This is a genomic window from Pseudomonas sp. GW822-FHT04H02 (genome assembly GCF_058800645.1).
The window spans coordinates 820,956-841,885 of the sequence record NZ_JBXAMM010000003.1 but is presented as its reverse complement, the minus strand read 5'-3'; the positions used below and the strand labels follow the sequence as shown (position 1 = coordinate 841,885).

Genomic DNA, 20,930 nt, shown 5'->3' with positions numbered 1-20,930 from the left:
ACCCATTTCACAACGCGAGCTAGGGGAAGTGATGCCTACAAAACTAGTTATTGGGGATTACAAAAAGTCTTCATGGTCATTTCGTGCATGGCTGGTTCTTGTAACGGCAGACGTCTCCTTCGAGACCCTTCAGGTCAAGCTGGAACAGGATGACACCCGCCAGCAGATCCTGCGCTATTCGCCCTCGGGCAAGGTGCCGGCACTGCTGCTGGACAAGGTGGTGATCAACGACAGCCTGGCCATCTGCGAGTACGTTGCCGGTGCCTATCCGGCGGCCAACCTGTGGCCCCAGGACCCGCTGGTCAAGGCCCAGGCCCGCGCTGCCGCGGCGGAAATGCACTCCGGGTTCGTCAACCTGCGTACCCAGATGTCCTTCGGCCTGAACACCGGCGATACCCCCGAGCCGCTGACCGCCGACACCCAGGAAGAGATCCAGCGGATCTTCGACATCTGGACCAACCTGCGCCACGCCAGCGGCTCCAAGCAGTTCCTGTGCGGCGACTTCGGCATCGTCGATGCCATGTTCGTACCGGTGGTGTTCCGCTTCCGTCGTTATGGCGTGGCGGTGCCGGCACAACTTCAGGCTTATGTCGAACAAGTTCTGGCCTACCCGCCAGTACAAAAGTGGCTGAAGTTGGCTGCGGAAGAAGTTTGAAAAAGCCGAACTAGTTATAACGAATAACGCTAACTAAAAATTAATGGCTATTTGACGGAAGGCAGAAAAGACCCTGGTGTTTTTTCTGCTTTTTCGAGTCTGACTTTTGTTGCAGGAAGGGGAATTTATGAGTGTTCATAAAGTGACTGCCAAGGATGTTGGCCGTGAAGGGCAAGTTTACGACGTGATCGGCATCGGTTTTGGCCCGGCGAACATCGCCCTGGCCATCGCCATGGAAGAGATGGAATTTGCCGGCACCCGGCTGTTTCTCGAGCGTCACGCGAGCACTCAATGGCAGCCGGAGATGATGCTCTCCGGCAGCGATATCCAGAACCACCCTAGCCGTGATCTGGTAACGCCGCGCAACCCGCGCAGCCGCTACACCTTCACCAACTTCCTGTTCGAGAACGACCGCCTGTTCGAACACCTGAACCTGGGCCTGGAGTTCCCCCTGCGCAGCGAGTTCGCCGAGTACGTACGCTGGGTTGCCGGCTTTTTCGCCCGGGACGTGGCCTACAACCAGAGCGTGAGCCAGATCCAGGTCGACCCGGCCAGCAACCTCTACACCATCACCACCCAGGCCGGCGTGCAGTACCAGGCGCGCTCCGTGGTCCTGGCCCCGGGCCGCACCCCGGTGATTCCGCAGGTATTCGCCAACGCCGCGGCGGACCGGGTGTTCCACCTGACCCAGTACCTGGGGCGCCTGGCCAGCCTGGCGCAGAAGGGTGAGCTCAAGCGCGTGGCGGTGGTCGGCGGCAGCCAGAGCGCCATCGAAATCATCCTGCACCTGCGCCACACCTACCCGAACCTGGAAATCGTCAGCGTGCAGCGCGGCTACGGCTTCCGCCTCAAGGACACCAGCCAGTTCAGCGAGCACGTGTACTTCCCGTCCTTCGTCGACCAGTACTACAACAGCTCCGCCGAGGCGAAGAAGAACATCAACCGCCACCTGCACTACACCAACTATTCCGCTGCCGATGCCGACGTAATCAAGGAACTCTACGTGGGCATGTATGAGGACAAGCTGCAGGGCCGCGAGCGCGTGATCATCAAGGGGCTCAGCGAGATCCAGGGCTGCACGCCGGACGGCGAGGGCTACAGCCTGTCGCTGCGCAACAGCAGCACCCACGCCACCGAGGAGCTGGGCGGGCTGGACGCGATCGTCCTGGCCACGGGTTTTCGCAACCTCGGCACCGGCCCCCAGGAAGAACGCTACCCGGCGATCCTCAAGGACCTGGCCGAACACCTGGAAAGCGACGCTCAGGGCGTGATCCGCATCGGGCGCGACTACAGCCTGGCCGCAGCCAAGGGCAGCCATCTGCCCGCGTTGTACCTCAATGGTCTGTGCGAATCCTCCCACGGCTATGGCGATGCCGGCTCTTTCAGCCTGCTGTCGCTGCGCTCGCGGGACATTTTCAACTCGCTGAACCAGCAACTGGGCCTGGCCCAGGCTGCAGAAAAGATCGCTTGAGCCGCTGCATCGAATCCTGAACCTCGACCCCTTTATGTGAGCAGGCAGCAATGGATATTTCAGAAATGGATGAGTTGGGCGTATTTGCGGATGTGGAGTCTTCGGCGCGCAGTTACTGCCGCAGCTTTCCGGTGGTCTTCGACCAGGCCCAGGGCAGTCATCTGTATGACCTGAAAGGCCAGGCCTATATCGACTTCCTGAGCTGTGCCGGGTCCGTGAACTATGGCCACAACCCCAAGGCGGTGAAGGCCGCGGTGATTGACTACCTGCAACGGGACGGCATCCAGGCTGCCCTGGACATGCACAGCCGGGCCAAGCAGGAGTTCATCTACAACTTCCGCAAGATCATCCTGGCGCCCCGGGCCCTGCCCTACAAAATGCAGTTCACCTCGCCCACCGGCACCAGCGTGGTGGAGTCGGCGGTCAAACTGGCGCGCAAGGTCACCGGGCGCCGGCACATCGTGGCCTTCACCAACGGCTTCCACGGCATGTCCAACACCTCCCTGGGGCTGACCGGCAACCGTGACAACCGCCAGCCAGGGGTGGATCCCTATGTGTTCCGCATGCCGTTCGACGGTTACCTGGAAGGCCTGGATTCCATCGCCTACTTCGAGCGCCTGGTCAAGGACAACAGTTCCGGCATGGACCTGCCGGCAGCGGTGATCCTGGAAACCATCCAGGGCGAAGGCGGGATCAACGTGGCTTCGGCAGAGTTCCTGCAGCGCCTGCGCCAGCTGACCGCCGAGCACGGCATCCTGCTGATCGTCGACGATATCCAGGCCGGCTGCGGCCGCACCGGGACCTTCTTCAGCTTCGAGCCCTCGGGCATCACCCCGGACATGGTGTGCCTGTCCAAGTCCCTCAGCGGCTACGGCTTGCCGTTCGCCCTGCTGCTGCATCGCCCGGAACTGGACCAATGGTCCCCTGGCGAGGACAACGGCACTTTCCGCGGCAACACCCTGGCCTTTGTCGCCGCCACCAAGACCGTGCAGGAGTTCTGGAGCGACGACCGCCTGGTCAAGCACATCCAGGCCAACGAAGCACAGCTCAAGGAGTGGCTGGCTGAAGTGACCGAACGCTTCGCCGGGCATATCAAGGATGTGCGCGGACGCGGGCTGTTCTACGGCATCGAGTTCCACGACCCGGCCCAGGCCGCCGCGGTGATGCGTGCCTGCTTCGCCCGCCGCCTGATCATCGAGCGCTGCGGTCCGGTGGACCAGGTACTCAAGCTGATGCCGGCGCTGACCATCAGCAGCGAAACGCTGCAGGCCGGCCTGGCGAGCATTTTCGACGCCATGCAACAGGTGCTGGAGCAGGGCAAGTTAAGTGACCCGGACCAGGACGTCGATCCTCTGGTCTTCATTAATGGAGTCGCGCATGTCGACTAATACCAACCGCGCCATCATCGAGCTGACCATTGGTGGCTTGATGCTCAGCCTGTCGGCGCTGGCGGTGGCCTTTGCCCACATCGGCGCCGGTGGGGCCGGGTTCTACCGCATGCTGTTCGCCTCGATCCTGTTCTTCCTGCTGCTCAAGGTGCGGCGCATCCCGGTGCTGCTCAAGAGCGCCAAGGCGCAGCTGTACACGGCCCTGGCCGGGGTGTTCCTGGCCATCGACCTGGTGCTCTGGCACCAGAGCATCTACATCGTCGGCCCCGGCATCGGCTCGATCCTGACCAATTGCCAGGTGTTCTTCATGACCCTGCTGGGTCTGTACCTGCTCAAGGAGAAGCCGTCGATCTACTTCCTGATCTCCATCACCCTGGCGTTTATCGGCCTGTACCTGTTGCTGCTGCCGGAAATGACCAGTGCAGTGGGCATCAAGGGTGTGGTCTATGGCGTGCTTTCGGGCCTGGCCTACGCCATTTGCGTGTATTTCCTCAAGGTCAACACGCAGTTGCCTGACGGTGGGGGCGACAAGATCGCACAGATGCTCAACCTGAGCCTGTGGGCCGCGCTGGTGCTGCTGGTGTATGCCCTGGCCATGGGGGAAAGCCTGGCCATCGTCGATGGGCAGACCCTGGTGATGCTGATCATCTATGGGGTGATGGTGCAATTCGTGGGCTGGTTGCTGGTCAACCGCTCCATCGGTGCCATCAGCCTGGGCCTGGCGGGGCTGATCCTGCTGCTGGAGCCGGTGATCACCTACTTCGTCGATGTGGCGTTTCTCGGCAAGGCCAGCTCGGCGCTGCAGATCGCGGGTGCGCTGCTGACCATCTTTGCGGTGTACATCGGCTCTATCAAACCACCGGAGAAGGTGACGCCGGTGACCGAGGCTGCCTGAGGCCTCGAGCTGATCCAGTGCTCTGATTCATAGATCCGCTCGACTTTTGCTGCGCACAGACCCGCCTGTCTGCGCGCAGTTTTTTTTGCCCGGAATTCAGGCTGACAAGGCCAGGCGCGTGGTTCGCGGATCTGTCGCAGCCTGGGCCTGGGTGCCTTCATCCTCTTCCAGTACACGCGAGGCGCGGCCCACCAGCAATGGGTCCGGGGCATGGGCGACTTTCAGGTCCTTGCCCGGGTAGTCCAGCTCGTGCAGGAAGTGGCGGATACAGTTGATTCGCGCGCGCTTCTTGTCATCGGACTTGATCACCGTCCAAGGGGCATCGGCGGTGTCGGTGTGGAAGAACATCGCCTGTTTGGCGGCGGTGTACTCGTCCCACTTGTCCAGGGACTTGATGTCGATGGGCGATAGCTTCCAGTGCTTGAGCGGGTCGTCCCGACGGGAGATGAAGCGGCGCAGCTGTTCTTCGCGGTTCACCGAGAACCAGAACTTGAACATCAGGATGCCGCTGTTGCACAGCATGCGCTCCAGCTCCGGGGTCTGGCGCATGAACTCCAGGTATTGCAGGGGCGAGCAGAACTCCATCACTCGTTCCACCCCGGCGCGGTTGTACCAGGAGCGGTCGAAGAAGACCATTTCCCCGGCGGTGGGCAGGTGCTGGATATAGCGCTGGAAGTACCACTGGCCCTTTTCCTGTTCCGAGGGCTTTTCCAGGGCCACGATCCGCGCGCCGCGGGGGTTGAGGTGTTCCATGAAGCGCTTGATGGTGCCGCCCTTGCCAGCAGCGTCACGGCCTTCGAACAGCACCACGATGCGCTGCCCGGTTTCCTTGACCCAGCTTTGCACCTTGAGCAGTTCGATCTGCAGTTCGTTCTTGGCCTTTTCGTACTCGGCGCGGCGCATGCGGTTGCGGTACGGATAATTGCCCGGCAGCGCAGCGGACACGCTGTCTTCGTTGGAGCCGCGTGGCGCGCTGGCCACCTGCAGGGCCATGGGCTTCTGGCTGATGGCGCTGATCTCGGCCTCGGCGGCTTTCACCGGTGCAGCCTTGCTCGCTGTGCGTGGGCGACGCGGGCGCGGCGTTGCGGGTTTGCGCGGGGTGCTCTTGGCAGGGCTGGCGGAGCTGGCTTCCGGCAAGGCTTTGGGTTGGGTGCGGAGGGTGGATTCTTCACTCATATAAGGAGGGCCTGTGCGTCTCGTTCAAATGTTCACTTACAAGTGTATGGCCCTCAAACGTCGGCTCTTTGACCTCCATCAAGGATGTGCCCGAGAGATGCTTGTATCAGGCGCGCGGGGCCCTGGCGCCGGCTACGGAAGCAATTCCTGCTGATGCACCGCGAGCCTCGGGAATCCAATGCGAGTGTCGCCCCTGGCAGGGGGAGCGACATTCCTCGGAACCTGCATGGAAGGATGCTGAATATGGATACTGATACCGTTGTTCATTCAAGCCGCCGTCGTCTGGCGCGTCGCTGGCAAAATCTGTTGCTGCTACTGGGCCTGGGTGCGCTGGCGCAATCGGCGCTCGCCATCAACGTGGCGTTTGACGGTTCCTGTGCCACCCAGGCTGACCGTACCGCGGTGAGCAATGCCGTGGCCGTCGCTACTACCTGGTCGACCAATGCCTACAACCAGGTCAACAACAATGAAGCGACCTTTCGCCGCAATCAGGACCTGGCCTACCGGACCTGGTTCGGTACCTTCAGCCAGGATCGCTACCAGCGGGTGCGTGCAGTGCTCGACGGGGTGCGTTTCAAGCTCAACAGTGGCAACACCCTGACGGCCTATTGCCGGGTCAACCCGAATGACCCTTGCGACGCGCCCGGGGATATCGCCGCCACCTACGTCAACGCCCGCGGGGACGTGCAGGCCTGGTTCTGCACGGCATTCTTTGCCCTGCCGCCGCGCGTGGGTTTCGATACCCAGGCCGGTACCGTGGTGCATGAACTGACCCATTCCATTGGCCACACCACCGATATCCCCGGCGCCTACGGCGTGGCGGGATCGCAGAACCTGGGAGCCAACCGCCCGAGCGACGCGGTGGAGAATGCCGACAACTACGAGTACTACGTGGAGGACTTGTACGACTGAGCAGGGCGGGAAAGAGGCCCGCAACGGGAGGTGTGCGCCGTGCTGGCACTTTTCTGCAGGCGAAAAAAAAGACCTTGGATTTCAAGGTCTTTTTCATGTTTGGTGCCCCGAGGGAGACTCGAACTCCCACTTCTTGCGAAAACGGATTTTGAATCCGCCGCGTCTACCAATTCCGCCATCAGGGCTCAATGGCGGCGAAGTATAGAGAGGCGCTTACCGTTGGTCAATCGGCTTTCATGGTCAATTTTTGCTTAATCCGCTAAACTTTCCGGCCCTGCTAGACGAACCCCATCATGCGCGTTGCTGACTTTACCTTCGAGCTTCCTGATTCGCTGATCGCCCGCCATCCACTGGCCGAGCGTCGCGGCAGCCGTCTGTTGACCCTGGATGGGCCAACCGGCGCCTTGGCCCACCGTCAATTCACTGATTTGCTTGAGCATTTGCGCCCGGGCGATCTGATGGTGTTCAACAATACCCGGGTGATTCCGGCCCGTCTGTTCGGTCAGAAGGCTTCCGGCGGCAAGCTGGAAATCCTCGTCGAGCGGGTGCTGGACAGCCACCGTGTGCTGGCCCATGTGCGCTCCAGCAAGTCGCCCAAGCCTGGGTCGAAGATCCTCATCGACGGCGGTGGCGAAGCCGAGATGCTGGCGCGCCATGACACGCTCTTCGAGCTGGGCTTTGTCGAAGAAGTGCTGCCGCTGCTGGACCGGGTCGGGCACATGCCGTTGCCTCCTTATATAGACCGTCCGGATGAAGGCGCCGATCGCGAGCGTTACCAGACCGTGTACGCCCAGCGCCTGGGCGCGGTGGCGGCACCGACCGCCGGGCTGCATTTCGACCAGCCGCTGCTGGAGGCCATTGCCGCCAAGGGCGTGGAGACCGCGTTCGTCACCCTGCACGTGGGGGCTGGTACCTTCCAGCCGGTGAGGGTCGAGCGCATCGAAGATCACCATATGCACCATGAGTGGCTGGAAGTCGGCCAGGACGTGGTGGATGCAGTTGCTGCGTGCCGGGCTCGCGGTGGCCGGGTGGTGGCAGTGGGCACCACCAGCGTGCGCTCCCTGGAAAGCGCCGCGCGCGATGGCGTGCTCAAGCCGTTCAGTGGCGACACCGACATCTTTATCTACCCGGGCCGGCCGTTCCATGTGGTCGATGCCCTGGTGACCAACTTCCATCTGCCGGAATCCACGCTGTTGATGCTGGTTTCGGCGTTCGCCGGCTATCCCGAAACCATGGCCGCCTATCGCGCCGCGGTGGAAAATGGATACCGCTTTTTCAGCTACGGTGATGCGATGTTCATCACCCGTAATCCCGCGCCGACCGCTCCCAAGGATCTGGCCCCCGAGGAAACTGTATGAGTCGCACTTGTCGTATGTCCTTCGAGCTCCTGGCCACTGATGGCAAGGCTCGTCGCGGTCGCCTGACCTTCCCCCGCGGCACGGTGGAAACCCCGGCCTTCATGCCGGTGGGCACCTATGGCACGGTCAAGGGCATGCTGCCGCGGGATATCGTCGCTACCGGCGCCGAAATCATCCTCGGCAACACCTTCCACCTGTGGCTGCGCCCGGGTACGGAAGTGATCAAGGCCCACGGTGACCTGCATGATTTCATGCAGTGGAAAGGCCCGATTCTGACCGACTCCGGTGGCTTCCAGGTGTTCAGCCTGGGGGCCATGCGCAAGATCAAGGAAGAGGGCGTGACCTTCGCCTCGCCGGTGGACGGCGCCAAGGTGTTCATGGGCCCGGAAGAGTCGATGCAAGTGCAGCGCGACCTGGGTTCGGACATCGTGATGATCTTCGATGAATGCACGCCGTACCCGGCTGATGAAGACGTGGCGCGAATCTCCATGGAGCTGTCCCTGCGCTGGGCCCAGCGCTCGAAGAATGCCCACGGCGACAACACCGCGGCGCTGTTCGGTATCGTCCAGGGCGGCATGCACCAGGACCTGCGCATGCGTTCCCTGGAGGGCCTGGACAAGATCGGCTTCGACGGCCTGGCCATTGGTGGCCTGTCGGTGGGCGAGCCCAAGCATGAAATGATCAAGGTCCTGGACTACCTGCCAGGCCAGATGCCAGCCGACAAACCTCGTTACCTTATGGGAGTTGGCAAGCCGGAAGATCTGGTTGAGGGTGTGCGCCGCGGTGTGGACATGTTCGATTGCGTGATGCCAACCCGCAATGCCCGCAATGGGCATCTGTTCATCGATACAGGCGTGCTGAAGATCCGTAACGCGTTCCATCGCCATGATGATTCGCCGCTGGACCCAACTTGTGATTGCTACACCTGCCAGAACTTCTCCCGTGCTTATCTGCACCACTTGGACAAGTGTGGGGAAATGCTCGGGAGTATGCTCAATACCATCCATAATTTGCGCCATTACCAGCGTCTTATGGCTGGTTTGCGCGAGGCTATTCAACAAGGTACATTGGCCGCCTTTGTCGATTCCTTCTATGCCAAACGCGGGTTACCCGTGCCGCCTTTAGAATAAGTTCTAAAGACGTTAAGACACTAATTCTGAAATTATCGGAGTGTTAAATGAGCTTTTTGATCCCTGCCGCGTATGCGGACGCCGCTGCACCTGCCGCTGCCGGTCCTGCTGGCACTGGTTTCGAGTGGATTTTCCTGGTCGGCTTCCTGGTCATCTTCTATCTGATGATCTGGCGCCCACAGGCCAAGCGCGCCAAAGAGCAGAAGAACCTGCTGGGTAGCCTGCAGAAAGGCGACGAAGTTGTGACCACCGGCGGTATTGCCGGCAAGATCAACAAAGTGACCGACGACTTCGTGGTTCTGGAAGTGTCGGACTCCGTTGAACTGAAGTTCCAGAAGGGCGCGATCGCTGCCACGCTGCCAAAAGGCACGCTGAAAGCGATCTAAGTTTCATCTTTTACCAATCGACGGGGCGCGCAAGGCGCCCCGCGTCATAAACGGGCGGCGTGATGCTGAACAAATATCCTCTGTGGAAGTACCTACTGATCCTGGCGGTGCTGGCGATCGGTTTTATTTATTCCGCTCCCAATCTATACCCTGATGATCCGGCCATTCAGGTCAGTGGCGCGAGTACCGCGTTGCAGGTCACTCAGGCGGATCTGGATCGTGCGAGCAAAGCGCTCACCGACGCCGGCATCAACGTCAAGGCTTCTTCCATTGCCGCCAACGGCAAGGGTGGCCTGCTGCGCTTGACCAACAAGGAAGACCAGCTTCCGGCCAAGGATGTAGTGCGCAAGGCGCTGGGCGATGACTATGTGGTGGCGTTGAACCTGGCGCAAACCACTCCGCAATGGCTGCGCAACCTCGGTGCGCACCCGATGAAACTGGGTCTGGACTTGTCCGGTGGTGTGCACTTCCTGCTGGAAGTGGACATGGACAAAGCCCTCGACGCCCGCCTGAAAGTCTATGAAGGCGACGTCAAGAGCCTGCTGCGCAAAGAGCGCCTGCGCTATCGCAGCCTGCCGCAGCTCAATGGCGCCATCCAGCTGGGCTTCAGCGATGAAGACAGCCGTGAGCAGGCCCGTTCGCTGATCCGCAAGAACTTCAATGATTTCGATATCGTACCGGCCGACCTCAATGGCCAACCGGTGCTGCGTCTGGCGATGACCCCAGCCAAGCTGGCGGAAATCCGCGAATACTCCATCAAGCAGAACTTGACCACCGTGCGTAACCGGGTCAACGAGCTGGGTGTGGCCGAGCCTCTGGTTCAGCGCCAGGGTGCCAACCGTATCGTGGTTGAGCTGCCGGGCGTGCAGGACACCGCTGAAGCCAAGCGGATCCTGGGCAAGACCGCCAACCTGGAGTTCCGTCTGGCCGCCGAGCCGGGTGCTTCCAAGGCGACTTCCGAGTCCTTCGAATTCCGTGAGGGCAATCGTCCTCCAGCGCAGATCGAGCGTGGCCTGATCATCACCGGTGACCAGGTGACCGATGCCCAGGCCGGTTACGACGAGCATGGCCGCCCACAGGTGAACATCAAGCTTGATGGCCACGGTGGCGAGCTGATGAACCGTTCGACCCGCAGCAATGTCGGTCGCAGCATGGCGGTGATCTTCATCGAGCAGAAGCCGATCACCACCTATACCAAGCAGGTGGTCGACGGCGTCGAGAAGGACGTGCCGGTCCAGGCGTTCAAGGAAGAGAAGAAGATCATCAGCCTGGCGACCATTCAGTCGCCGCTGGGCAGTCAGTTCCGTATCACTGGCCTCAATGGCCAGGGCGAGTCCTCCGAACTGGCGCTGCTGTTGCGTGCCGGTGGTCTGGCGGCGCCGATGTACTTCGCTGAAGAGCGCACAATCGGTCCGAGCCTGGGTGCTGACAACATCACCAAGGGTATCGATGCGTCGCTGTGGGGCATGCTGTTCGTGTCGCTGTTCATCATCGCCATCTACCGCTTCTTCGGGGTGATCGCCACTGTGGCGCTGGCCTTGAACATGGTGTTGCTGCTGGCCCTGATGTCCCTGCTGGGGGCTACGCTGACCCTGCCGGGTATCGCCGGTATCGTGCTGACCATGGGCATGGCGGTGGACGCCAACGTGCTGATCTTCTCGCGGATACGTGAAGAGATCGCCGCCGGCATGACCGTGCAGCGAGCAATCAACGAAGGCTTCGGCCGGGCATTCACCGCGATTCTGGACTCCAACCTGACCACATTGCTGGTGGGTGGCATCCTCTTTGCCATGGGCACCGGCCCGGTCAAGGGCTTTGCGGTGACCATGTCCCTCGGGATCTTTACCTCGATGTTCACGGCCATCTGGCTGACCCGCGCGATGGTCAACCTGATCTTCGGCGGTCGTGACTTCAAGAAGTTGTGGATTTAAGGGGCTGCCATGTTACGTACTATTAACTTCATGGGCGTGCGCAACGTTGCGTTCGGCGTCACTGTGCTCCTTACCGTCCTGGCGTTGTTCAGCTGGTTCCATAAGGGCTTGAACTACGGTCTGGACTTCACCGGCGGTACGCTCATCGAGCTGACCTACGAACGTCCGGCGGATGTGATGAAGGTGCGTTCGCAACTGAACGACGCGGGTTATCACGAAGCTATCGTGCAGAGCTTCGGTGCGACCACCGACCTGCTGGTGCGGATGCCGGGCGAAGACCCGCAGCTGGGCCACCAGGTGGCGGCCGCCCTGCAGAAGGTCGGTGGTGACAACCCGGCGCAGGTCAAGCGCGTCGAGTTCGTCGGCCCGCAGGTGGGTGAAGAGCTGCGCGACCAGGGTGGCCTCGGCATGCTCATGGCGCTGGGCGGCATCCTCATCTACCTGGCGTTCCGCTTCCAGTGGAAGTTCGCGGTCGGTGCCATCGTCTCGCTGATCCACGACGTGATCGTGACCGTGGGTATCCTGTCGTTTTTCCAGATCACCTTCGACCTGACGGTGCTGGCGGCGGTACTGGCGATCATCGGTTACTCGCTCAACGACACCATCGTGGTGTTCGACCGGGTGCGTGAGAACTTCCGTGTGCTGCGCAAGGCCAGCCTGATCGAGAACATCAACATCTCGACCACCCAGACCCTGCTGCGCACCATGGCCACTTCGATCTCCACCCTGCTGGCGATCGTGGCCCTGCTGTTCTTCGGTGGCGACAACCTGTGGGGCTTCTCCATCGCCCTGTTCGTCGGTGTATTGGCGGGTACCTACTCGTCGATCTACATCGCCAACGTGGTGCTGATCTGGCTGAACCTGAACAGTGAAGACCTGATTCCTCCGGCCAATACCGAGAAGGAAGTGGACGACCGTCCTTGATGGCCTGACCTGTTCCGGCTGTCAGTTAAAAAGGCGCGAGTGTTGAACTCGCGCCTTTTTTTTTGCTCCAAGGCTGGGAGAAGCGCGGGCTTTTGACCCGCATGTATGGTCAGGAGGTTCACGTGAACAAGTCGTTGCTGGTTGGTGCGGTATTGGGTGCTGTCGGTGTCACCGCCGGGGGTGCTGTTGCCACCTACAGCCTGGTTAAAAGCGGCCCTGAGTATGCGCAAGTGCTGGCCGTTCAGCCGGTCAAGCAACAGATCAAGACTCCGCGGGAAGTCTGCAAGGACGTCGCCGTGACCCGCCAGCGCCCGGTCAAGGATGAGCATCAGATCCTGGGCACCGTGGCTGGCGCAGTGGGCGGTGGCCTGTTGGGCAGCATGATCGGTAATGGCAATGGCAAGAAACTCGCCACGGTTGCCGGTGCTGTTGGTGGGGGCTATGCGGGGAACAAGGTGCAGGAAGGCATGCAGGAGCGTGATACCTACACCACCACCCAGACTCGCTGTAACACGGTCAATGACATCAGTGACAAGATCGTTGGTTATGACGTGAAGTACGACCTGGGTGGCAAGCAGGGCCAGGTGCGTATGGGTCGGGATCCGGGCAACCAGATTCCGGTGGATAAAGAAGGGCGCCTGATTCTCGGTCAGAACCAGAATCAGCCCGGCCAGTAACCCTCAACTGCAGGAGCCTGTTTGCCGGCTAAGGCGATCTCAAGGTCCCATTCGCCGGCAAGCTGGCTTCTACGGCAATTGCGGGCATAAAAAAGCACCCCTCGGGGTGCTTTTTTGTCGCTGGTGCTTAGCGCTTCAGCGAAGCCGGCAGGTGCGGCTGGATGGCGGTCAGGACTGCCTTGAAGCATTTGGTGTTGCCGGCCACGACGTGGCCTTTTTCCAGGAAGTCGTGACCGCCGGTGAAGTCGCTCACCAGGCCGCCGGCTTCCTGGATCAGCAGGGCGCCTGCTGCCATGTCCCATTCGGACAGGCCCGATTCCCAGAAGGCGTCAAAGCGACCGGCGGCGACGTAGGCCAGGTCCAGGCTTGCTGCGCCAGCGCGACGGATGCCGGCAGTCTGGCCAACCAGGGCGCGGAACATGCCCAGGTAGTTGTCCAGGTTGTCCATCTGGTCGTCACGGAAGGGGAAGCCGGTGCCCAGCAGGGCGCCGTCCAGGCTGGTGCGGCCGCTGACCCGCAGGCGACGACCGTTCAGCTGGGCACCGCGGCCACGGCTGGCGGTGAATTCTTCCTGGCGAACCGGGTCCAGAACCACGGCGTGTTCCAGGCGGCCACGGTATTTGCAGGCGATGCTCACGGCAAAGTGCGGGATGCCGCGCAGGAAGTTGGTGGTGCCGTCCAGTGGGTCGATGATCCACAGGTAGTCTTCGCCTTCGCCGCTGCCGGCGTGCAGGCCGGTTTCTTCGCCGAGGATGGCGTGGGTCGGGTAGGCTTTGCGCAGCGCGTCGATGATCTTCTGCTCGGCAGCGCGATCAACTTCGGATACGTAGTCTTTGGCGTCTTTTTCGTCGACCTTGATGGTATCCAGGCGCTCGATGGAGCGGAAAATCAATTCACTGGCGCTGCGGGCGGCGCGCAGCGCGATATTCAGCATTGGCTGCATGGATAGGTCACCTAAGGTTGTTAAAGAAAGCCGAGCATTCTAGCAGAAAACTTTTGCAGATGAAGGTCGGCGTTCGCTTTGATTGCATTGATCCGCTGTGTGGCGCATTTCGTCAGCGGGTATTGGCCGCTCCTGTCGCGGGCTCTCAATAAGGCAGCGGAATTGGCAGATGGTTATTTTTGAGGCGGTGGTGCAGCCTGTTCTGTAATATTTGCTCCCCCTTCCCGTGTCCGAGAGCGCCTCCCTTGCTGCAGAACATTCGTGTCGTCCTGGTCAATACCAGTCATCCGGGCAATATCGGCGGGGCTGCGCGTGCCATGAAGAACATGGGCTTGTCGCGGCTGGTGCTGGTGGAGCCGCGGGTATTTCCGTCCCATGAGGCGGATGCGCGGGCTTCTGGTGCCACCGATATTCTCGAAAATGCCCAGGTGGTGGCGACGCTGGAGGATGCTCTGGCGGGTTGCACCCTGGTGTTCGGCACCAGCGCTCGTGATCGGCGCATTCCCTGGCCGCTGCTGGATCCCCGCGAGTCGGGCCTCAAGGTCGTGGAGGAGGCCGGGCAGGGGGCGCAGATCGCTCTGGTGTTCGGTCGTGAAGATTCCGGCCTGACCAATGACGAACTGCAGCGATGTCATTTCCATGTGCATATCCCGTCGGATCCGGAGTTCAGCTCGTTGAACCTGGCCACGGCGGTGCAAGTGCTGACCTATGAAGTGCGCATGTCCTGGTTGGCAGCCCAGGGCCAGCCGAGCAAGGTGGAGAAGGATGAGGTGGCGTCGCCGCGCAGTGATGAGCTGGCAACCATGGATGAGCTGGAGCGGTTCTACGAGCACCTGCAGCAAACTCTGGTGGCCATCGACTTCCTCGATCCGGAGAAACCTCGACACTTGATGGCGCGCTTGCGTCGGTTGTACGGTCGCAGCTCGGTCAGCCGGGCGGAAATGAATATATTGCGAGGCATCCTCACGGAAACCCAGAAAGCGGCTCGTGGGGAGCTACAGAAGCGGAAGGATCAGTGATGTTCGAACGTCTGCGTGAAGATATCCAAAGTGTTTTCCATCGTGACCCGGCAGCGCGCAACGCCTTTGAGGTGCTGACCTGCTACCCGGGGATGCATGCGATCTGGATCCATCGCCTGTCCGGCGCCTTGTGGGGGATGGGCTGGAAGTGGCTGGCGCGGCTGGTCTCGAACTTCGGGCGCTGGCTGACCGGGATCGAGATTCATCCGGGGGCCAAGGTCGGTCGTCGCTTCTTTATTGACCATGGAATGGGCATCGTCATTGGCGAAACCGCCGAGATCGGTGATGACGTCACGCTTTACCAGGGGGTGACCCTGGGTGGCACCAGTTGGAATAAAGGCAAGCGCCACCCGACCCTGGAAGATGGTGTGGTGGTGGGGGCTGGCGCCAAGGTGCTGGGGCCGTTCACGGTCGGGGCCGGGGCCAAGGTCGGTTCCAATGCCGTGGTGACCAAGGCGGTGCCGGCCGGTGCGACCGTAGTGGGGATTCCGGGGCGGATCATCATGAAATCCAATGATGAGCAGGAAGCCAAGCGCAAGGCCATGGCGGAAAAGCTCGGCTTCGATGCCTATGGCGTCAGCGAAGACATGCCTGACCCCGTGGCGCGGGCCATTGGTCAGTTGCTTGATCACCTGCAAGCGGTCGATGGTCGTCTGGAGGGGATGTGTGGCGCGCTGAAGGATCTGGGCAGTGACTACTGCGCCAAGGACTTGCCTGCCCTGCGTGAAGAAGACTTCGCTGAAGTCAAGGGCAAGGGCGACAGCCAGGTCGGCTGATGCCCCGCAAACCGGCTTCTCCTGCAGGAGCCGGTCTGCCGGCGAAAAAGCCCCCGAGATGCGATAAGCGACCCGCGGGTCAGTTGTTGCCATCGCGCTGTGCCATTACGTCGCAGACTTTGCTATGATTCGCGCGCTCTTTTGCGGGTAAATCCGACTAAAGTAGTTGGTCTTATAGTTGACCTGATTACTCGGGTATTGCATACTCGCCTCCATTCCGAAACTCCGTGGTACTTGTCCATGCGACTGACTACTAAAGGCCGATACGCCGTGACCGCCATGCTCGATCTGGCGTTGCACGCGCAACATGGCCCGGTCTCCCTGGCCGATATCTCCGAGCGCCAAGGCATTTCCCTGTCCTATCTCGAACAGCTTTTCGCCAAATTGCGCCGTAGCAATCTGGTGTCCAGCGTCCGGGGTCCTGGTGGCGGCTATCAGCTGTCCCGCGACATGCAGGGGATCCAGGTGGCCCAGGTGATCGATGCGGTGAACGAATCGGTCGATGCAACCAAATGCCAGGGGCTGGGTGATTGCCATGCCGGCGACACCTGCCTGACGCACCACTTGTGGTGCGATCTGAGCCTGCAGATCCACGAATTTCTAAGCGGTATCAGCTTGGCTGACCTTGTCACTCGCCGTGAGGTGCAAGAAGTAGCCCAGCGTCAGGACCAGCGCCGTTGTAATGGCAAGGCGCCGCGCCTGGACAAGATTGAAGCGTCCGCCGTCGAATGACAGCCAAAGAGCTAGCGGCACGCCAGCCAGCCTGATTTAGGAGAGAGTCCATGAAATTGCCGATTTACCTTGATTACTCAGCGACCACCCCGGTTGATCCGCGCGTCGCGCAGAAAATGAGTGAATGCCTGCTGGTCGACGGGAACTTCGGTAACCCGGCGTCCCGCTCCCACGTGTTTGGCTGGAAAGCCGAAGAATCGGTGGAAAACGCCCGTCGCCAAGTGGCCGACCTGGTTAACGCCGACCCGCGTGAAATCGTCTGGACTTCCGGTGCTACCGAATCCGACAACCTGGCAATCAAGGGTGTCGCGCATTTCTACCACACCAAGGGCAAGCACCTGATCACCTCGAAGATCGAGCACAAGGCTGTCCTGGACACCATGCGCCAACTCGAGCGTGAAGGCTTCGAAGTGACCTACATCGAGCCGGGCGAAGACGGCCTCATCACTCCGGCCATGGTCGAAGCAGCCCTGCGTGACGACACCATCCTGGTTTCGATCATGCATGTGAACAACGAGATCGGCACCATCAACGACATCGCTGCCATCGGCGAACTGACCCGCTCCAAGGGCGTGTTGTTCCACGTCGACGGCGCTCAGTCCACCGGCAAGGTCGACATCGACCTGCAGGCCCTGAAGGTCGACCTGATGTCCTTCTCCGCCCACAAGACCTACGGCCCGAAAGGGATCGGCGCGCTGTACGTCAGCCGCAAGCCGCGGGTGCGCCTGGAAGCCACCATGCACGGCGGTGGTCACGAACGCGGCATGCGTTCCGGCACCCTGGCTACTCACCAGATCGTCGGCATGGGCGAAGCCTTCCGCGTGGCCAAGGAAGACATGGCTGCCGAGAACCTGCGCATCAAGGCCCTGAGCGACCGCTTCTACAAGCAGGTCGAGCACCTGGAAGAGCTGTACATCAACGGCAGCATGACTGCCCGCGTACCGCACAATCTGAACCTGAGCTTCAACTACGTTGAAGGCGAGTCGCTGATCATGGCCCTCAAGGACCTGGCAGTGTCTTCCGGTTCGGCCTGTACTTCGGCCTCCCTGGAGCCTTCCTACGTGCTGCGTGCCCTGGGTCGCAACGACGAGCTGGCTCACAGCTCGATCCGCTTCACCTTCGGCCGCTTCACCACTGAAGAAGAAATCGATTACGCGGCGCAGAAAGTCTGCGAAGCCGTTACCAAGCTGCGCGCTCTGTCGCCGCTGTGGGACATGTACAAAGATGGCGTCGATATCTCGAAGATCGAGTGGGCGGCGCACTGAATATAAGTCGCCGCACAGGGTTCTGTAGAGCGTACCGATAACGGCGATTTGCAGAACCCAAGAGCGACTCTCTGATGAGTGAGGATTAAGAATCATGGCTTACAGCGAAAAGGTCATCGACCACTACGAGAACCCGCGCAACGTCGGCAAGATGAACGCGGAAGATCCGGATGTCGGCACCGGCATGGTCGGCGCTCCTGCCTGCGGCGACGTGATGCGCCTGCAGATCAAGGTCAATGAGCAGGGCATCATCGAAGACGCCAAGTTCAAGACCTATGGCTGCGGTTCCGCCATTGCTTCCAGCTCCCTGGCCACTGAGTGGATGAAGGGCAAGACCCTGGATGAAGCCGAAACCATCAAGAACACCCAGCTGGCTGAAGAGCTGGCCCTGCCTCCCGTGAAGATTCACTGCTCGGTACTCGCCGAAGACGCCATCAAGGCCGCCGTACGCGACTACAAGCAGAAGAAAGGCCTGATCTGACCGATCGGCTTTCACAGATTTGGCGACAAGTAAGGAGTCACGATGGCTATCAGCATGACAGAAGCGGCTGCTCAACACGTGCGACGCTCCCTCAACGGGCGCGGCAAGGGTGATGGGATTCGTCTGGGTGTTCGCACCACGGGCTGTTCCGGCCTTGCCTACGTGCTGGAGTTCGTCGACGAGATTGGCGAGGACGATCAGGTATTCGAGAGTCACGGCGAGAAAGTGATCATCGATCCGAAAAGCCTGACCTATCTGGACGGCACCGAACTTGATTTCGTCAAGGAAGGGTTGAACGAAGGCTTCAAGTTCAACAACCCCAACGTGCGCGGTGAGTGTGGCTGCGGCGAAAGCTTCAACATCTGAGGCTTGTCGTGGGTACTCCTTGTCATTTCGCTTTATTTGAGCTGCAACCGAGCTTCCGCCTGGATCTCGAGCAGTTGGCCGCGCGCTACCGTGAGTTGGCGCGTGGGGTTCATCCAGACCGTTTTGCCGATGCTTCCGAGCGCGAGCAGCGCCTGGCCCTGGAGCAGTCGGCAAGCCTCAACGAGGCTTACCAGACCCTCAAGAGCCCGCCCAAGCGCGCCCGTTACCTGCTGGCTTTGAATGGCGGCGAGTTGCCGCTGGAAGTCACGGTGCATGATCCGGAGTTTCTTCTGCAGCAGATGCAATGGCGCGAAGAGCTCGAGGATTTGCAGGACAGCGCCGACCTGGCTGGAGTGGCGGCATTCAAGCGTCGGCTCAAGACAGCCCAGGATGAACTGAATGAAAGCTTCGCAGCCTGTTGGGATGATGCGGCGCAACGCGAGCAGGCCGAGCGCCTGATGCGGCGCATGCAGTTCCTCGACAAGCTCACCTACGAAGTGCGCCAGTTAGAAGAGCGCCTCGACGATTAACCCAGTGCCGCTCCGGTCGCACGCCTGATATACAGATAAGTCCAGATAAGCATGGCCCTACTGCAGATCGCCGAACCCGGCCAAAGTCCTCAACCGCACCAGCGTCGCCTGGCTGTGGGGATCGACTTGGGCACTACCAATTCGCTGGTCGCTGCCTTGCGCAGTGGTCTTTCCGAGCCGCTGGCCGACGCGCAGGGGCAGGTGATTCTGCCGTCCGCGGTGCGTTATCACGCCGACCGCGTCGAGGTGGGCGAGTCTGCTCGCCTGGCTGCACCTACCGACCCTTTGAACACCGTGCTTTCGGTCAAGCGCCTGATGGGGCGTGGCCTGTCCGACGTCAAGCAGCTGGGTGAGCAACTGCCCTATCGCTTCGTCGAGGGCGAGTCGCACATGCCGTTCATCGAGACCATCCAGGGGCCGAAAAGCCCGGTGGAGGTATCGGCTGAAGTGCTCAGGGTGCTGCGTCAGCGTGCTGAGGCGGCCCTGGGGGGCGAGCTGGTAGGTGCGGTCATCACCGTTCCTGCCTATTTCGACGACGCCCAGCGTCAAGCCACCAAGGATGCGGCCAAGCTGGCCGGCCTGAATGTGCTGCGCCTGCTCAACGAGCCGACCGCGGCGGCTGTGGCTTATGGTCTGGATCAGCACGCCGAAGGCGTGGTGGCGATCTATGACTTGGGTGGCGGCACCTTCGATATTTCCATTCTGCGCCTGACCGGCGGCGTCTTCGAAGTCTTGGCTACCGGTGGCGATACTGCCCTGGGCGGCGATGACTTCGATCACGCCATTGCCGGCTGGATCATCGAGGGCGCGGGCCTGTCCGCCGACCTCGACCCGGGTACCCAGCGCAGTCTGTTGCAAGCCGCTTGTGCGGCCAAGGAAGCCTTGACCGGCGCCGCGTCCGTGGAAGTGGTGTATGGCGATTGGCGTGCCACCCTGACTCGCGACGCCTTCGACGCCCTGATCGAGCCGATGGTTGCCCGCAGCCTCAAGGCCTGTCGTCGTGCTGTACGCGATTCCAATGTCGAATTGGATGAAGTGCAGGCGGTGGTCATGGTGGGCGGTTCGACTCGTGTGCCGCGTGTGCGTGAGGCGGTGGCTGAAATGTTCGGTCGCCAGCCGTTGACCGAGATCGATCCGGATCAAGTGGTGGCCATTGGGGCCGCGATCCAGGCCGATACCTTGGCCGGCAACAAGCGCGAAGGCGGCGAATTGCTGCTGCTGGACGTGATTCCGCTGTCCCTGGGGTTGGAAACCATGGGCGGGCTGATGGAGAAGGTGATTCCGCGCAACACCACCATTCCGGTTGCCCGTGCCCAGGACTTCACCACCTACAAGGATGGCCAGACGGCCATGATGGTTCATGTGCTGCAGGGCGAGCGCGAGCTGATCAGCGACTGCCGCTCCCTGGCGCGTTTCGAATTGCGCGGCATCCCACCGATGGTGGCCGGTGCGGCGAAGATCCGCGTGACCTTCCAGGTCGACGCCGATGGCCTGCTCAGCGTTTCTGCGCGAGAGCTGGGTTCGGGCGTCGAAGCCAGCATCCAGGTCAAGCCATCCTACGGTCTGACCGACGGCGAGATCGCCAAGATGCTCAAGGATTCCTTCCAGTACGCCGGCGACGACAAGGTGGCCCGTGTACTGCGCGAGCAGCAGGTTGATGCTCAGCGCCTGATCGAGGCGGTGCAAGGTGCCCTGGACGCCGATGGCGAGCGTCTGCTGGATGCCGAAGAGCGCATGGTCATCGAGCTGCAGATGCAGGAATTGAGTGAATTGATGCGTGGCACCGATGGTTACGCCATCGAGCAGCAGACCAAGCGTCTGTCGCAAGTGACCGATGCCTTTGCTGCCCGACGCCTGGATTCGACGGTGAAAGCCGCGCTGGCGGGGCGCAACCTGAATGAAATCGAGGAATAAC

The 20,930-nt window shown here is 61.1% G+C and carries 21 protein-coding genes and 1 tRNA gene; 19 read left to right on the top strand and 3 right to left on the bottom strand.

Annotation, left to right across the window (positions count from 1 at the left end; translation table 11 throughout):
- The first annotated feature begins 31 nt into the window (after positions 1–31).
- From AC1RMG_RS16290 to AC1RMG_RS16275, 4 genes are all read left to right on the top strand, one after another.
- Entirely contained in the window at positions 32–655 is a 624-nt protein-coding gene (locus tag AC1RMG_RS16290) for a glutathione S-transferase family protein (protein WP_011063240.1), read from the top strand.
- A 127-nt stretch (positions 656–782) separates the two neighbouring features.
- Positions 783–2,126: a SidA/IucD/PvdA family monooxygenase gene (locus AC1RMG_RS16285; protein WP_019094258.1), complete on the top strand. Its 1,344-nt coding sequence runs from the start codon at positions 783–785 to the stop codon at positions 2,124–2,126.
- Positions 2,127–2,191: 65 nt separating this feature from the next.
- Positions 2,192–3,514 carry a diaminobutyrate--2-oxoglutarate transaminase gene (gene ectB, locus AC1RMG_RS16280; protein ID WP_011063238.1) on the top strand — a complete coding sequence of 441 codons (1,323 nt, stop codon included), beginning with the start codon at positions 2,192–2,194 and terminating at the stop codon, positions 3,512–3,514.
- On the top strand, positions 3,504–4,409 hold the full coding sequence (locus AC1RMG_RS16275) for a DMT family transporter (RefSeq protein WP_011063237.1): 906 nt from the start codon (positions 3,504–3,506) through the stop codon (positions 4,407–4,409). The genes ectB and AC1RMG_RS16275 overlap by 11 nt, the downstream gene beginning before the upstream one ends.
- A 96-nt stretch (positions 4,410–4,505) precedes the next feature.
- On the opposite strand, the gene ppk2 is transcribed toward AC1RMG_RS16275, so the two are convergent.
- A complete protein-coding gene (gene ppk2 / locus AC1RMG_RS16270; protein ID WP_315869403.1) occupies positions 4,506–5,402 on the bottom strand; it encodes a polyphosphate kinase 2 in 897 nt (298 codons plus the stop codon).
- A 426-nt stretch (positions 5,403–5,828) separates the two neighbouring features.
- On the opposite strand from ppk2, the gene AC1RMG_RS16265 reads away from it, so the two are divergent.
- Positions 5,829–6,497: a M35 family metalloendopeptidase gene (locus AC1RMG_RS16265; protein ID WP_015636885.1), complete on the top strand. Its 669-nt coding sequence runs from the start codon at positions 5,829–5,831 to the stop codon at positions 6,495–6,497.
- Between the two features lie 100 nt (positions 6,498–6,597).
- Here the strand turns inward: AC1RMG_RS16265 and AC1RMG_RS16260 are convergent.
- Positions 6,598–6,682 (bottom strand) — tRNA-Leu (locus AC1RMG_RS16260).
- 108 nt (positions 6,683–6,790) lie between these two features.
- Between AC1RMG_RS16260 and queA the strand changes: the two genes are divergently transcribed.
- The 6 genes from queA (at position 6,791) to AC1RMG_RS16230 (ending at position 12,903) form a co-directional block, all read left to right on the top strand.
- Positions 6,791–7,855 (top strand): tRNA preQ1(34) S-adenosylmethionine ribosyltransferase-isomerase QueA, encoded by a 1,065-nt coding sequence (gene queA / locus AC1RMG_RS16255; RefSeq protein ID WP_053153610.1) that lies wholly within the window; start codon positions 6,791–6,793, stop codon positions 7,853–7,855.
- A 14-nt stretch (positions 7,856–7,869) separates the two neighbouring features.
- Positions 7,870–8,985 (top strand): tRNA guanosine(34) transglycosylase Tgt, encoded by a 1,116-nt coding sequence (tgt, locus tag AC1RMG_RS16250; protein ID WP_162470478.1) that lies wholly within the window; start codon positions 7,870–7,872, stop codon positions 8,983–8,985.
- Positions 8,986–9,032: 47 nt separating this feature from the next.
- Positions 9,033–9,371 (top strand): preprotein translocase subunit YajC, encoded by a 339-nt coding sequence (gene yajC, locus AC1RMG_RS16245; protein ID WP_011063224.1) that lies wholly within the window; start codon positions 9,033–9,035, stop codon positions 9,369–9,371.
- 62 nt (positions 9,372–9,433) lie between these two features.
- Positions 9,434–11,302 (top strand): protein translocase subunit SecD, encoded by a 1,869-nt coding sequence (gene secD / locus AC1RMG_RS16240; protein ID WP_011063223.1) that lies wholly within the window; start codon positions 9,434–9,436, stop codon positions 11,300–11,302.
- 9 nt (positions 11,303–11,311) lie between these two features.
- A complete protein-coding gene (gene secF / locus AC1RMG_RS16235; RefSeq protein WP_053153604.1) occupies positions 11,312–12,226 on the top strand; it encodes a protein translocase subunit SecF in 915 nt (304 codons plus the stop codon).
- Positions 12,227–12,348: 122 nt separating this feature from the next.
- Positions 12,349–12,903 (top strand): glycine zipper 2TM domain-containing protein, encoded by a 555-nt coding sequence (locus AC1RMG_RS16230; protein WP_493169619.1) that lies wholly within the window; start codon positions 12,349–12,351, stop codon positions 12,901–12,903.
- A 127-nt stretch (positions 12,904–13,030) separates the two neighbouring features.
- Here AC1RMG_RS16230 and suhB read toward each other — a convergent pair whose 3' ends face one another.
- Entirely contained in the window at positions 13,031–13,846 is an 816-nt protein-coding gene (gene suhB / locus AC1RMG_RS16225) for a type III secretion system regulator SuhB (RefSeq protein ID WP_011063220.1), read from the bottom strand.
- 245 nt (positions 13,847–14,091) lie between these two features.
- On the opposite strand from suhB, the gene trmJ reads away from it, so the two are divergent.
- The 8 genes from trmJ to hscA all read left to right on the top strand — a co-directional run bounded on the left by trmJ (position 14,092) and on the right by hscA (position 20,929).
- Positions 14,092–14,865 (top strand): tRNA (cytosine(32)/uridine(32)-2'-O)-methyltransferase TrmJ, encoded by a 774-nt coding sequence (gene trmJ, locus AC1RMG_RS16220; protein ID WP_019094261.1) that lies wholly within the window; start codon positions 14,092–14,094, stop codon positions 14,863–14,865.
- The gene (gene cysE / locus AC1RMG_RS16215) at positions 14,865–15,641 is read left to right on the top strand and encodes a serine O-acetyltransferase (RefSeq protein WP_011063218.1); all 777 of its coding nucleotides are present in this window, start codon (positions 14,865–14,867) and stop codon (positions 15,639–15,641) included. Before trmJ ends, cysE begins: the two co-directional genes overlap by 1 nt.
- 240 nt (positions 15,642–15,881) lie before the next feature.
- Positions 15,882–16,373, top strand: coding sequence for a Fe-S cluster assembly transcriptional regulator IscR (gene iscR / locus AC1RMG_RS16210; RefSeq protein WP_011063217.1), 492 nt, complete (start codon positions 15,882–15,884; stop codon positions 16,371–16,373).
- A gap of 50 nt (positions 16,374–16,423) precedes the next feature.
- A complete protein-coding gene (locus tag AC1RMG_RS16205; RefSeq protein ID WP_015636881.1) occupies positions 16,424–17,638 on the top strand; it encodes an IscS subfamily cysteine desulfurase in 1,215 nt (404 codons plus the stop codon).
- Between the two features lie 94 nt (positions 17,639–17,732).
- Complete coding sequence (iscU, locus tag AC1RMG_RS16200; RefSeq protein ID WP_007929523.1) at positions 17,733–18,119, top strand: Fe-S cluster assembly scaffold IscU; 387 nt, start codon at positions 17,733–17,735, stop codon at positions 18,117–18,119.
- A 42-nt stretch (positions 18,120–18,161) separates the two neighbouring features.
- On the top strand, positions 18,162–18,485 hold the full coding sequence (iscA, locus tag AC1RMG_RS16195; RefSeq protein ID WP_007929524.1) for an iron-sulfur cluster assembly protein IscA: 324 nt from the start codon (positions 18,162–18,164) through the stop codon (positions 18,483–18,485).
- Positions 18,486–18,493: 8 nt separating this feature from the next.
- Entirely contained in the window at positions 18,494–19,015 is a 522-nt protein-coding gene (gene hscB, locus AC1RMG_RS16190) for a co-chaperone HscB (protein WP_011063215.1), read from the top strand.
- Positions 19,016–19,066: 51 nt separating this feature from the next.
- Entirely contained in the window at positions 19,067–20,929 is a 1,863-nt protein-coding gene (hscA, locus tag AC1RMG_RS16185) for a Fe-S protein assembly chaperone HscA (protein WP_493169617.1), read from the top strand.
- Position 20,930: the final 1 nt, after the last annotated feature.

Coding starts and splice junctions, on each gene's coding strand:
- AC1RMG_RS16290 (WP_011063240.1), top strand. CDS start 32: ATGCCTACAAAACTAGTTATTGGGGATTACAAAAAGTCTTCATGGTCA.
- AC1RMG_RS16285 (WP_019094258.1), top strand. CDS start 783: ATGAGTGTTCATAAAGTGACTGCCAAGGATGTTGGCCGTGAAGGGCAA.
- ectB (WP_011063238.1), top strand. CDS start 2,192: ATGGATGAGTTGGGCGTATTTGCGGATGTGGAGTCTTCGGCGCGCAGT.
- AC1RMG_RS16275 (WP_011063237.1), top strand. CDS start 3,504: ATGTCGACTAATACCAACCGCGCCATCATCGAGCTGACCATTGGTGGC.
- ppk2 (WP_315869403.1), bottom strand. CDS start 5,402: ATGGCCCTGCAGGTGGCCAGCGCGCCACGCGGCTCCAACGAAGACAGC.
- AC1RMG_RS16265 (WP_015636885.1), top strand. CDS start 5,829: ATGGATACTGATACCGTTGTTCATTCAAGCCGCCGTCGTCTGGCGCGT.
- queA (WP_053153610.1), top strand. CDS start 6,791: ATGCGCGTTGCTGACTTTACCTTCGAGCTTCCTGATTCGCTGATCGCC.
- tgt (WP_162470478.1), top strand. CDS start 7,870: ATGTCCTTCGAGCTCCTGGCCACTGATGGCAAGGCTCGTCGCGGTCGC.
- yajC (WP_011063224.1), top strand. CDS start 9,033: ATGAGCTTTTTGATCCCTGCCGCGTATGCGGACGCCGCTGCACCTGCC.
- secD (WP_011063223.1), top strand. CDS start 9,434: ATGCTGAACAAATATCCTCTGTGGAAGTACCTACTGATCCTGGCGGTG.
- secF (WP_053153604.1), top strand. CDS start 11,312: ATGTTACGTACTATTAACTTCATGGGCGTGCGCAACGTTGCGTTCGGC.
- suhB (WP_011063220.1), bottom strand. CDS start 13,846: ATGCAGCCAATGCTGAATATCGCGCTGCGCGCCGCCCGCAGCGCCAGT.
- cysE (WP_011063218.1), top strand. CDS start 14,865: ATGTTCGAACGTCTGCGTGAAGATATCCAAAGTGTTTTCCATCGTGAC.
- iscR (WP_011063217.1), top strand. CDS start 15,882: ATGCGACTGACTACTAAAGGCCGATACGCCGTGACCGCCATGCTCGAT.
- AC1RMG_RS16205 (WP_015636881.1), top strand. CDS start 16,424: ATGAAATTGCCGATTTACCTTGATTACTCAGCGACCACCCCGGTTGAT.
- iscU (WP_007929523.1), top strand. CDS start 17,733: ATGGCTTACAGCGAAAAGGTCATCGACCACTACGAGAACCCGCGCAAC.
- iscA (WP_007929524.1), top strand. CDS start 18,162: ATGGCTATCAGCATGACAGAAGCGGCTGCTCAACACGTGCGACGCTCC.
- hscA (WP_493169617.1), top strand. CDS start 19,067: ATGGCCCTACTGCAGATCGCCGAACCCGGCCAAAGTCCTCAACCGCAC.